An 11,739-nucleotide genomic window follows, 5' to 3' on the forward strand; every position below is an offset into this window, starting at 1 on the left:
GCTCATAGGCCAGCACCAGCACGGTCTGTGGACCGGTGGACATCAACTCGCGCACCTCGCCCAGCGCCACACCTTCACGGTTGAAGACCGACAGACCGATCAGATCGACCCAGTAGTACTCGTCTTCGGAGGTGGATGGAAAACTGGATCGCGGCACAAAAATCCGCGCACCGCGCAACGCCTCTGCCCCATTGCGGTCATCAATGCCCTGCGCCCAGGCCACCACGGAGTCCGAATGATCCTTGGCCTGGCGGATGGGCAGCAGCACGGTGCCGCTGAAGGTCTTGGCACCACGCTCGGAGGGCTGCAAATACCAGCGTTTGGACGAAAAAAGCGCCTCGGGATTGCTGCTGTGCGACAGGACCTTGAACCAGCCCTTGATGCCCCAGGCATCTGCGATGCGCCCCACTTCAACGGCGTCGGCAGGCAGTTCTGCGGGTTCGAGGGTCAACGGTGTGGTGGCCATGGCAGTGAATCCAGAATGAGAAAAGGGCGGGTTCCGCCAGACCAGCCGACGGAACCCGCCCTTTTCAGGGAGCTTTAAGCAGCCTTCTTGGCGGCTTGCTTGATCAGGCGGTCCACCGTGGGGGAGGACTGGGCGCCAACGCCCACCCAGTAAGCCAGACGGTCTTGCACGATGCGCAGGCCTTCTTCAGATTCCTTGGCGGTGGGGTTGTAGAAGCCGATGCGCTCGATGAAGCGGCCATCACGGCGCACGCGCTTGTCAGCAACGACGATGTTGAAGAAAGGACGGCCCTTGGAGCCGCCGCGGGAGAGTCGAATGACGACCATGATTTATCCTTCGGGTGGTGAACTCCGGCAACATTTGCCGTAAGCCACAGTGTTCGCAACCATATTCGCAACGCTTGAGACACGCGACATGGCCACCCGGCCAGCGACACGCTGCAAAGCCTGCGATTATATCCATTTCCCCAAAATGCCCTCTATCCGCCCCAGCACTGACAGCGATATTCCTGCCATCACGGCCATTTACCAACACCATGTGCTCCACGGCACGGGCACCTTCGAGATAGATCCCCCCTCCGAAGCCGACATGGCAAGCCGCCGCGCTGACGTGCTGGCGCGTGGCCTGCCCTGGCTGGTTGCGGAGAAAGACGGTCAAGTGCTGGGCTTTGCCTATGCCAACTGGTTCAAACCCCGCCCGGCCTACCGTTTCTCGGCCGAAGACTCGATCTACGTGGCCGATCAGGCCCGCGGCATGGGCCTGGGCCGCAAGCTGCTGGCCGAGCTGGCGGTACAGGCCGAAGCGGCTGGCGTGCGCAAGCTGCTGGCGGTGATTGGAGACTCTGCCAACGCAGGCTCGATCGGCGTGCACCGGGCCCTGGGCTTCACCGATGTGGGCATCATGCGCTCGGTGGGCTGGAAGTTCGGCGCCTGGCGCGACATCGTGCTCATGGAAAAGACCCTGGGCGCGGGCGACACCACTTCTCCCGAATAGCGCGGCACCCATGAAAAACAAAACCGTAGCCGCCTGGCTCGCCTTTGTCGGCGGACCTCTGGGCCTGCACCGCTTTTACCTTCATGGCCTGTCCGACATGCTCGGCTGGTTGTTGCCCATCCCCACGGCGCTGGGCATCTATGGCATTCAGCGGGTGCAACAACTCGGCCAGGACGACCACTACAGCTGGGCGCTGATACCGCTGCTGGGCTTCACGATTGCCGCCTGTGCGCTGCGTGCCATCCTGTACGCGCTGATGACACCCGAGGCATGGAATGCGCGCTACAACCCCAGCGCCGCACCAGACGCCGCGCCAGGCAGGACGCAATGGATCACCGTGGGCGCCATCGTGGTGTCCCTGCTGATCGGGACCACGGTACTGATGGCCAGCCTGGCGTTCAGTTTCCAGCGGTACTTTGAGTACCAGATCGAGGAAGCGCGCAAGATCTCGCAGTGATCCGCTGGCAGGCGCCAATGCAAACGCCCCATCGAATTCACACTCAGTGGGGCGTATGCGCTAGTGTTGATTGCCTTGAATGCTATCTATTCAATAGCATTCGCGATAACTCCGCCATCAGAACAGCTGCAGGCTGATCCAGTAGGCGACGGCGGCCACAAAGGCACTTGCTGGGATGGTCAGAATCCACGCCCAGATGATGTTGCCGGCCACGCCCCAGCGCACGGCGCTGGCGCGCTGCGTGGAGCCCACACCGACGATGGCGCCCGTGATGGTGTGCGTGGTGGACACCGGAATGCCCAGTGTGGTGGCCAGGAACAAGGTCAGCGCCCCACCCGTTTCGGCGCAGAAGCCACCCACCGGCTTGAGCTTGGTGATCTTCTGGCCCATGGTTTTGACGATACGCCAGCCGCCAAACATGGTCCCGAGGCCAATGGCCACGTAGCAGCTGATGATGGCCCAGGTGGGGGGCGAGGCATCAGACGCCGACGAGTACCCGGTGGCAATCAGCAGCAGCCAGATGATGCCGATGGTCTTTTGCGCATCATTGCCGCCGTGCCCCAAGCTGTAGGCGCCGGCAGACACCAGCTGCAGCCGGCGGAACCATTTGTCCACCTTGCTGGGGCGCGTGCGCCGGAAGATCCAGGCCACCGCCACCATCATGAGCGAACCCAGCGCAAAACCCAGCAGTGGGGACACAAAGATGAACGCCACGGTCTTAAGGATGCCTGCCGAGATCAGCGCCCCCGCACCGGCCTTGGCAATCACAGCGCCCACAATGCCGCCGATGAGGGCGTGCGAGGAGCTGCTGGGGATGCCGTAGTACCAGGTGATCACGTTCCAGGTGATCGCGCCCACCAGGGCGCCAAACACCACGTGCGTGTCCACAATGCCGGGCTGCACGATGCCCTTGCCCACCGTCGCTGCCACGCTCAGGTGAAAGACAAAAATCGCCACAAAGTTGAAGAAGGCGGCAAACAGCACCGCCTGCGCGGGCTTGAGCACGCCGGTGGAGACCACCGTGGCGATCGAATTGGCCGCGTCGTGGAACCCGTTCATGAAGTCGAACAGGATTGCCAGGGCCACAAGCAGAACCACAACCCAGAGGGCCGTCTGTACGGTTTCCATACTGGTCAGCCTGCGCGGATCAGGAGTTCTCGAGGACGATGCCCTCGATGCAGTTGGCCACGTCCTCGCACTTGTCGGTGATCGTCTCCAGCAGTTCGTAGATGGCCTTGAGCTTGATCACCTCGCGGACATCGGGCTCCTCGCGGAACAGCTTGCTCATGGCGCTGCGCATCACGCGGTCGGCGTCGGATTCGAGCTTGTCGATCTCCTCGCAGGTCTTGAGCGCGGCCTCGGCAACGGCTGGGTCGGCGATCTTGTCGAGCAGCTTGACGGCATCGCGCAGGCGCTCGCAGCACTTGAGACTCAGGTCCGTGAGGCGGGTGATTTCTTCCGTCATGTGGCGCACGTCGTACAGCGCCATGGTTTCAGCCGAGTCCTGGATCAGGTCGGCCACRTCGTCCATSGTRTTGATSAGCKTGTGGATCTGCTCRCGGTCGATSGGSGTGATGAAGGTCTTGTGGATGGCCTTGTTCACCTCGTGCGTCACTCGGTCGGCGGCACGCTCGGCGTTGTCCACATCCTGGTTGTACTTGTCGCGCAGGTGCGGGTCGCTGTAGTTGGCCACCAGTTGCGAGAAGGCCCGGGCCGCCTCGACGATGCGGTCCRCATGCTGGTTGAACATTTCGAAAAAATTGCCTTCGCGTGGCAACAGCTTGGCAAACAGCATGGAGACTCCTGGATCGGGAACGAATGGTGAGAAAAGGCCGCGCCATGACAGAACCATGACGCTTTCGTGACCCGGCGAGTTTAACCGTGCGCCCTGCAGGGACTGATGCCACTGCCTCATGCAGTCATGCGCACGGCGCCGTGGGCGACGACACGCCGTCCGTTCAGGCCCTGTGTCTTCAGGCGCCCCGGAAGATGAAATACACCGCCCCCACCAGGCACAACCCCGCCCAGAGGTAGTCCCACTTCAGGGGTTGCCCCATGTAGAACACGGCGAAGGGCACAAACACGCCCAGCGTGATGACCTCTTGCATGATCTTGAGCTGCCCCACGTTGAACTGGGTGAAGCCAATGCGGTTGGCCGGCACCTGCAACAGGTATTCAAACAGCGCGATACCCCAGCTGACGAGGGCCGCGACATACCACGGCGAAGACGCCAGGTTCTTCAGGTGGCCGTACCACGCAAAGGTCATGAAGATATTGCTGGCAGTGAGCAGCAATACCGTTTGCAAAGAAATAGGCAGGGATTGGAGCGCGTTCATGGTGGAGCGGCAGGCTGGGGAAGTGAACGAAGCGGCCGATTATGAACAAAACCAATCGATTGTGCTGGTGTTACATACCTTGTCAGCTATATTTTTAATAGCAATTTACTGCAACACCACCCCCACCAACAGACATAAAAAAAGGCACTCCCGAGGGAGTGCCTTGCTGGACAGCCGCCGCACCACACCAGCGGTGCGCAGGCTTGCGGTCGCTTATTCGCCCAGGTAGGCAGCGCGCACCTTGGGGTCGTTGAGCAACTGCTGGCCAGGGCCCGACATGGTGATCAGGCCGGACTCCATCACGTAGCCGCGGTCGGCAAKCGCCAGCGCGCGGCTGGCGTTCTGCTCCACCAGCACGATGGTCACGCCCAGCGCGTACACGTCGCGCACCACTTCAAATATCTTGTCCACCATGATGGGGGACAGGCCCATGGAAGGCTCGTCCAGCAGCAGCACCTTGGGTTGGCTCATCAGCGCTCGGCCCATCGCCAGCATCTGCTGCTCACCGCCCGACATGGTGCCGGCCAGCTGGTCCTTGCGCTCGCGCAGGCGCGGGAAAATGGTGAACATCTTCTCGATGTCAGCCAGGATGCCGGCCTTGTCGGAGCGCGTGTAGGCGCCCATCTGCAGGTTTTCGGTRATGGTCATGCGCGCAAACACGCCACGACCTTCCGGCACCATCACCAGACCCTTCTTCACCAGGTCCCAGGCGCCCTTGCCCTTGATGCTTTCGCCCAGGTACTCGATGTCGCCGTCGTTCATGGCCAGGGTGCCRGTGATSGCCTTCATGGTGGTGGTCTTKCCGGCRCCGTTGGAGCCGATCAGCGAGACCAGCTCGCCTTCACGCACTTCGAAGTCCACGCCCTTCACGGCCTGGATACCGCCGTAGGCCACTTTCAGGCCCTTGACCTGCAGCAGTACCTTGTTGGATTTTTCGGCCATTCTCAATGTCCTCCGGTGCCCAGATAGGCCTCAATCACTTTTTCGTTCTTCTGCACTTCGGCAGGGTTGCCTTCGGCGATCTGCTTGCCATAGTCGAGCACCGTCACACGGTCGCACAGGCCCATCACCAGCTTCACGTCGTGCTCGATGAGCAAGATGGTGCGGTTGTCTTTGCGGATGCGGTCGATCAGCTCGCGCAGCAGCACCTTCTCGGTGGCGTTCATGCCGGCGGCGGGCTCGTCCAGCGCAATCAGTTGCGGATCGGTGGCCAGGGCCCGGGCGATCTCCAGGCGGCGCTGGTCGCCGTAGCTCAGGGTGCGCGCCTTGTAGTCGGCAAACTTGCCAATGCCCACGTAGTCGAGCAGTTCCTGTGCGCGCTTGGCGATGGCCAGCTCTTCTTCCTTGAAGCCCTTGGTACGCAGCACAGCGCCCAGCAGGCCAGACTTGGTACGGATGTGGCGGCCCACCATCACGTTTTCCAGTGCCRTCATTTCTGCAAACAGACGGATGTTCTGGAAGGTGCGCGCGATGCCCGCCTTGGCCACTTCATGCACGGCCGTCGGCTCATAGGGCTTGCCAGCCAGTTCAAAGGTACCGCTGTCGGGGGTGTACAGGCCGGTGATCACGTTGAAGAASGTGGTCTTGCCKGCGCCGTTGGGGCCGATSAGGCCATASACCTGGCCKCGCTYRATGGTGATGCCSACGTCGGARAGSGCYTGCAGGCCGCCGAAGCGCTTGGARATGCCCGCAACCCGCAGCACCACGTCGCTGGCTGATTTCTGAATGTTCTCTGCCATGTTCTAACTTTCTGCGGTGTTCAGGTCTTCTGCGTGAGGCTCTTGCCATGGTCGGGCGCAGGCCACAGACCACGGGGACGCATCAGCATGATGATGATCATGGCCAGCGCRATSARSAGCTGGCGCAGGATGGMSGMGTCSAGGCGRCCRTCSGTCATGGCCTGCAGMGGGCCKGCCACRTAGCGCAGCACYTCGGGCAGSGCMGMCAGCAGCACGGCGCCSAGGATCACGCCMGGMAKGTGGCCGATRCCGCCCAGCACCACCATGGCRACGATCATSACCGACTCCATCAGGCTGAACGACTCGGGCGACACAAAGCCCTGGAACGCACCGAACATCGCACCCGACACGCCGCCGAACGAAGCCCCCATGCCGAAGGCCAGCAGCTTCATGTTGCGGGTGTTGATGCCCATCGCCTTGGCAGCGATTTCATCTTCACGGATGGCCATCCAGGCGCGGCCGATGCGCGAGTCCTGCAGGCGGTAGCAGATGATGATGGACACCACCACCAGGGTCAGGAACAGGTAGTAGTACAGGGTGACGGAATTGATGTCGAAACCGAACACCTCCAAGCGCTTGCCCAGGTCCAAGCCAAAGATCTTGACCGAGTCGATCTGGCCCAGGCCCTTGGGGCCGTTGGTCAGGTTGACCGGGTGGTCCAGGTTGTTCAGGAAGATGCGGATGATTTCGCCGAAGCCCAGCGTCACGATGGCCAGGTAGTCACCGCGCAGCTTCAGCGTGGGCGCCCCCAGCATGGCACCAAAGAACGCCGCTAACAACGCCGCCACCGGTATCACGATCCACAGCGAGGTGTGCAGCCCGTTGGGGAACATGGCGGCAAACGCCGCAAAGTTGTCCGCCAGGTGCGGCGAAGCCATCAAGGCAAACAGGTAGGCGCCCACGGCGTAGAACGCCACGTAGCCCAGGTCCAGCAGGCCGGCGTAGCCCACCACGATGTTCAGGCCCAGGGCCAGCAGCACGTACAGCAGGGCCAGGTCGGCAATACGCACCCAGGCGTTGCCGAAGGATTGCAGGATCAGCGGCAGCACCAGCAGCGCGACGGCGCCGATGATCCAGTTGGTTTTGGTGTTCTTCATGGTGTGAGGCTCCTCAGGCGCGATCGGCCACACGCTCACCCAGCAGGCCCGAGGGGCGCAGCGTCAGGATGATGATGAGCACGATGAACGCAAAGATGTCGGTGTAGTGGCTGCCCAGCAAACCGCCCGTGAGCGTGCCGATGTAGCCGGAGCCGATGGCTTCGATSAGSCCCAGCAGGATGCCGCCCACCACCGCACCGGCCAGGTTGCCGATACCGCCGAACACCGCCGCSGTGAAGGCCTTGAGSCCSGGCAGGAAGCCCATSGYRTGCTGCGCSRTGCCGTAGTTGGAGGCRTACATGATGCCSGCGATGGCCGCSAGSAYGGCRCCGATGATGRAGGTGGCCGAGATSACCATGTCGGGCTTCACACCCATCAGGGAGGCCACGCGGGGATTCTCCGCCGTGGCGCGCATGGCGCGGCCCAGGTTGGTGTGGTTGACCAGATAGACCAGGGAAGCCAGGGCCACCGCGGTCACCCCCAGGATGAGGATCTGGGTGGGAGTGATGTAGGCACCACCCAACTGGAACGGCGTGCTGGGCAGCAGCGTGGGATAGGGCTTGTAGTTGGGCTTCCAGATGATCATGGCCAGCGTCTGCAGCAGGATCGACATGCCGATGGCMGTGATCAGGGGGGCAAGACGGGGGCTGGTGCGCAGTGGCTTGTAGGCCACCTTTTCGATCACGAAGTTGAGCGTGGCAGCGACCACGCAGGCGATGAGCGTGGCCAGCAGCAGGATGACCCAACCCGGCGCGCCGGGCATGGCAGCCTGCATCATTCCAATACAGCTCCAGCTGGTGAGGGCGCCGATCATGAGCACCTCGCCATGGGCGAAATTGATGAGTTGAATAATGCCGTACACCATCGTGTAGCCCAAGGCTATCAAGGCGTACATGCTGCCGAGTACCAGACCGTTGATGATCTGTTGCAGCAAAATGTCCATAAGAGAAGTCCTTCGTTTGTGACGTACCCACCGCTTTGGCACCGGAATCGGTACAGCCTTGTGGGCCCGACTGCCATCTAGCAAAAAACCCGCCAGGAATGCAGCTGTGCGGGTTTGTGGACGGGATTGTAGCGAGTAGTCACAACCGCCCCAATCCAAGCCGGGCGGGGTTTTCCCTCGGGTTTTGGTCACATCAGCGCGCCACGCACTGCATAAGGAATTTTGATGCACGCAAGATAATTGATGTGCAAACTTATTACCTTGATCATGCAGAATCGGCATAAAGCAGGCTGCGCTGCACCTTGGGACTGCCGCAGGACATGCGCGGCCACCTCGCCCCACCGACCAGGTCTCGGATCAGGAGACGGTGTCTGAATCCTGGAGGCCTGGCGTGGCTGCTGCGGCATTGCGTTCGCGCAGCTCACGCAGCTTCAGGGCAATCTTGATTTCGAGACCCCGCTCCACGGGCTGGTAGAAGCCAGGCTCTGGCATGCCTTCGGGCAGGTAGCTCTCCCCCGCCGCAAAGCCACCCTCTTCGTCGTGGGCGTAGCGGTAGCCCTTGCCGTAGTCGAGCTCTTTCATCAACTTGGTGGGCGCATTGCGCAGGTGCATGGGCACCGGGCGTGTGCCATCCTGTTTGACCCAGGCCCGCGCCGCGTTGTAGGCCTTGTAGACCGCGTTGGACTTGGGCGCCACCGCCAGGTACACCACGCATTCGGCCAGCGCCAGCTCGCCCTCAGGGCTGCCCAGGCGCTCGTACACCTCGCTCGCGTCCAGTGCCAGGCGCAATGCGCGCGGGTCGGCCAGGCCCACGTCCTCGGCTGCCATGCGCACCAGCCGGCGCGCCATGTAGCGGGGGTCAGCACCGCCGTCGAGCATGCGCACCAGCCAGTACAACGCAGCGTCGGGGTCAGAGCCCCGCACCGATTTGTGCAACGCGCTGATGGTGTCGTAGAACTGCTCGCCGCCCTTGTCGTAGCGGCGCATGCGCTCGCCCAGCACCTTGAGCAGCCAGGCATCGGTGATCTCGGAAAGCTTCTCCTGCGCAGCCGCCATGGCCAGGGTTTCGAGCGTGTTGAGCAGGCGACGCGCGTCGCCATCGGCATAGGCCACCAAGCGGTCGATTGCTACACCTTCGATAGCAGGTAGCGCATCTTCCTCCTGCGCCAGGGCCACAATCTGCTTCAAATCTTGCTCAGACAGCGGCTGCAGCACGTAGACCGCCGCTCGCGACAGCAGCGCGGAATTCACCTCAAACGAAGGGTTCTCGGTGGTGGCGCCGATGAAGGTGAACAGGCCTGATTCAACGTGTGGCAAGAACGCGTCTTGCTGACTCTTGTTGAAGCGGTGCACCTCGTCCACAAACACGATGGTGCGCTGCTGCATCAACCCATCGCGCGCGGCCTGGGCCTGCTCCACCGCCTCGCGAATGTCCTTGACCCCGCCCAACACGGCGCTGATGCTGATGAACTGTGCATCGAACGCATCAGCCATCAGGCGCGCAATGGTGGTTTTGCCCACTCCAGGTGGGCCCCACAGGATGCAGCTGTGCGGCCGGCCTGACTCGAAGGCCAGGCGCAGCGGCATGCCCGGGCCCAGCACATGCTGCTGCCCGATCACCTCGCCCAGCGTACGGGGCCGCAGGCGTTCTGCCAGGGGCTGATGGGCGGAGGGGTGTGCCGGAGAAGGGGCGGAGGCACCGCGTGCTGCCATGTTCGTATCCTGTCTACAGTACGCTGATTTTCAAGCCAAATTGGCTTCTAGCGCCTAAAAATCATGCGTTGGCAGCTATTGTTTCAAGAGCAGAAACTACTGCTTCACCACATCAGCCCCTGCCGGAGGCTTGAACTGGAACGTGCTGGCAGGCAGCGCCGCATTGGCCTGCATACCGGTAAAGCGAATCAGCGAGCGCTGGCCAAAGCTGTCCAGAATGTCCAGGGCCGCCAGCTGCTCGCCCGCAAAGCCCACACGCACGCTCTTGAGCTGGCCGTCCTTGGTCCTGGGGCTGGCCAGCACCCACTGCAGGCCATCCGCATCCGGCGAGGCCTCCAGCGTGAACTCGGCCTTCAGCGCCGACAGGTCCGGCGCGGACGCCAGCAGCGCAGCGGGCGTGCTGCCCAGCGCCTGGGACTGCGAGCGCTGCGTGACCTGGTTCAGGTCCACGTCGTACAGCCACAGCGTCTGGCCGTCGGCCACGATGGTTTGCTCAAAAGGTTTTTTGTAGACGAACTTGAAGCGCCCAGGGCGCTGGAACTCAAAGCTGCCGCTCGATGTCTTGGTGCGCGCGGTCTGGCCGTCCTTGGGGGGCGAGGTCACAGTCTGGGTGAAGTCGGCCTTGCCCGTCTGCGTGCCCTTCATGAAGGATTCCAGGCTTTTCAGCCCGTCAGCGCTAGCCATGCTTGCCGCAGCAGCTATCAAAATTGCAGTAGCGATCTTTTTCAACAGAAACTCCTGTGGGGTAGGGTCCGGCCTTGCGGTCCGGCCGATCATTCGCTGCGGTTGGGTACCAGCACTTCACGCTGGCCGCTGGTGGTCAGGCCACTGACGAGTCCAGCCTTCTCCATGTCTTCCAGCAGCCGCGCCGAGCGGTTGTAGCCAATGCGCAGCTTGCGCTGCACGTAAGAGATGCTGGCCTTGCGGTYYTTSAGCACCACTTCGACSGCCTGGTCGTACATSGGGTCCTTCTCGCCCCCTTCGCCGCCACCGCCCTCCCCTGACAGATCACCCTCGCCATCCACAGTTCCACCTTCGAGCACGCCTTCTATGTAGTCCGGCTCCCCTTGTTCCTTGAGGTAACTGACGACACGGTGTACTTCTTCGTCCGACACGAAGGCGCCATGCACCCGGATCGGCAGGCCCGTRCCGCTSGSCATGTAGAGCATGTCGCCCATGCCCAGCARCGCCTCGGCRCCCATCTGGTCGAGGATGGTGCGGCTGTCGATCTTGGAGCCCACCGAGAACGCGATGCGGGTCGGGATATTGGCCTTGATSAGGCCGGTRATCACRTCSACGCTGGGSCGCTGSGTGGCCAGGATCARRTGGATGCCGGCKGCGCGCGCCTTYTGCGCMAGGCGGGCGATSAGYTCTTCGATCTTCTTGCCCACCACCATCATCAGGTCGGCSAGYTCGTCGATSAYSACCACGATGTGCGGCAGGCGCTGCAGCGGCTCTGGCTCCTCGGGTGTGAGGCTGAAGGGGTTGTAGATGAACTGTTCCTTGGCCTTGGCCTCGTCGATCTTGGTGTTGTAGCCCGCCAGGTTGCGAACGCCCAGCTTGGACATGAGCTTGTAGCGGCGCTCCATCTCGGCCACGCACCAGTTCAGGCCATGCGCCGCCTGCTTCATGTCGGTGACCACGGGCGCCAGCAGGTGCGGAATGCCTTCGTAGACCGACATTTCSAGCATCTTSGGGTCGATCATCAACAGACGCACATCGCGCGCCTCGGCCTTGTACAGCAGCGAGAGGATCATCGCGTTGATCCCCACCGACTTGCCCGAGCCCGTGGTACCCGCCACCAGCACGTGCGGCATCTTGGCCAGATCGGCCACCACCGGGTTGCCCACGATGTCCTTGCCCAGGCCCATGGTGAGCATGCTCTTGGCCTCATGGTAGACCTGCGATCCCAGGATTTCGGACAGGCGGATGGACTGCCGCTTGGCGTTGGGCAGTTCCAGCGCCATGTAGTTCTTGCCGGGAATAGTCTCCACC

The 11,739-nt window shown here is 62.3% G+C and carries 15 protein-coding genes; 3 read left to right on the forward strand and 12 right to left on the reverse strand.

Features of this window, described 5'->3' with window-relative positions:
• Both rimM and rpsP read right to left on the reverse strand, forming a co-directional pair.
• The coding region (gene rimM / locus AC04MI_RS19570; protein WP_476498472.1) for a ribosome maturation factor RimM at positions 1 to 466 on the reverse strand (466 nt) is incomplete at its 3' end.
• A gap of 74 nt (positions 467 to 540) precedes the next feature.
• Entirely contained in the window at positions 541 to 792 is a 252-nt protein-coding gene (rpsP, locus tag AC04MI_RS19575; RefSeq protein WP_015013104.1) for a 30S ribosomal protein S16, read from the reverse strand.
• Positions 793 to 937: 145 nt separating this feature from the next.
• Between rpsP and AC04MI_RS19580 the strand changes: the two genes are divergently transcribed.
• Together AC04MI_RS19580 and AC04MI_RS19585 are read left to right on the forward strand one after the other, a co-directional pair.
• Positions 938 to 1,459 carry a GNAT family N-acetyltransferase gene (locus tag AC04MI_RS19580; protein ID WP_056061071.1) on the forward strand — a complete coding sequence of 174 codons (522 nt, stop codon included), beginning with the start codon at positions 938 to 940 and terminating at the stop codon, positions 1,457 to 1,459.
• Between the two features lie 10 nt (positions 1,460 to 1,469).
• On the forward strand, positions 1,470 to 1,916 hold the full coding sequence (locus AC04MI_RS19585; protein WP_056747484.1) for a TM2 domain-containing protein: 447 nt from the start codon (positions 1,470 to 1,472) through the stop codon (positions 1,914 to 1,916).
• A 117-nt stretch (positions 1,917 to 2,033) separates the two neighbouring features.
• On the opposite strand, the gene AC04MI_RS19590 is transcribed toward AC04MI_RS19585, so the two are convergent.
• The 3 genes from AC04MI_RS19590 to AC04MI_RS19600 form a co-directional block, all read right to left on the reverse strand.
• Positions 2,034 to 3,044, reverse strand: a complete 1,011-nt coding sequence (locus AC04MI_RS19590) for an inorganic phosphate transporter (protein WP_056747483.1) — start codon at positions 3,042 to 3,044, stop codon at positions 2,034 to 2,036.
• Positions 3,045 to 3,063: 19 nt separating this feature from the next.
• Positions 3,064 to 3,711 (reverse strand): DUF47 domain-containing protein, encoded by a 648-nt coding sequence (locus AC04MI_RS19595; protein ID WP_476498473.1) that lies wholly within the window; start codon positions 3,709 to 3,711, stop codon positions 3,064 to 3,066.
• A 178-nt stretch (positions 3,712 to 3,889) separates the two neighbouring features.
• Positions 3,890 to 4,252 (reverse strand): DMT family protein, encoded by a 363-nt coding sequence (locus AC04MI_RS19600; RefSeq protein WP_015013099.1) that lies wholly within the window; start codon positions 4,250 to 4,252, stop codon positions 3,890 to 3,892.
• Here AC04MI_RS19600 and AC04MI_RS19605 point away from each other — a divergent pair.
• The gene (locus AC04MI_RS19605) at positions 4,182 to 4,481 is read left to right on the forward strand and encodes a hypothetical protein (RefSeq protein WP_162251097.1); all 300 of its coding nucleotides are present in this window, start codon (positions 4,182 to 4,184) and stop codon (positions 4,479 to 4,481) included. The two genes, AC04MI_RS19600 and AC04MI_RS19605, sit on opposite strands and share 71 nt — an antisense overlap.
• Here AC04MI_RS19605 and AC04MI_RS19610 read toward each other — a convergent pair.
• The 7 genes from AC04MI_RS19610 to AC04MI_RS19640 form a co-directional block, all read right to left on the reverse strand.
• On the reverse strand, positions 4,466 to 5,194 hold the full coding sequence (locus AC04MI_RS19610; protein ID WP_476498474.1) for an ABC transporter ATP-binding protein: 729 nt from the start codon (positions 5,192 to 5,194) through the stop codon (positions 4,466 to 4,468). The two genes, AC04MI_RS19605 and AC04MI_RS19610, sit on opposite strands and share 16 nt — an antisense overlap.
• Before the next feature lie 2 nt (positions 5,195 to 5,196).
• On the reverse strand, positions 5,197 to 5,991 hold the full coding sequence (locus tag AC04MI_RS19615) for an ABC transporter ATP-binding protein (protein ID WP_476498475.1): 795 nt from the start codon (positions 5,989 to 5,991) through the stop codon (positions 5,197 to 5,199).
• A 20-nt stretch (positions 5,992 to 6,011) separates the two neighbouring features.
• A complete protein-coding gene (locus AC04MI_RS19620) occupies positions 6,012 to 7,088 on the reverse strand; it encodes an ABC transporter permease subunit (protein WP_476498476.1) in 1,077 nt (358 codons plus the stop codon).
• A 13-nt stretch (positions 7,089 to 7,101) separates the two neighbouring features.
• Positions 7,102 to 8,031: a branched-chain amino acid ABC transporter permease gene (locus tag AC04MI_RS19625; RefSeq protein WP_476498477.1), complete on the reverse strand. Its 930-nt coding sequence runs from the start codon at positions 8,029 to 8,031 to the stop codon at positions 7,102 to 7,104.
• Positions 8,032 to 8,388: 357 nt separating this feature from the next.
• The gene (locus AC04MI_RS19630) at positions 8,389 to 9,744 is read right to left on the reverse strand and encodes a replication-associated recombination protein A (protein ID WP_436078079.1); all 1,356 of its coding nucleotides are present in this window, start codon (positions 9,742 to 9,744) and stop codon (positions 8,389 to 8,391) included.
• A 96-nt stretch (positions 9,745 to 9,840) separates the two neighbouring features.
• Positions 9,841 to 10,473, reverse strand: coding sequence for an outer membrane lipoprotein periplasmic chaperone LolA (lolA, locus tag AC04MI_RS19635; protein ID WP_055403072.1), 633 nt, complete (start codon positions 10,471 to 10,473; stop codon positions 9,841 to 9,843).
• A gap of 44 nt (positions 10,474 to 10,517) precedes the next feature.
• The coding region (locus tag AC04MI_RS19640; protein ID WP_476498478.1) for a DNA translocase FtsK at positions 10,518 to 11,739 on the reverse strand (1,222 nt) is incomplete at its 5' end.

The organism is Acidovorax sp. LjRoot204, from assembly GCF_056175785.1.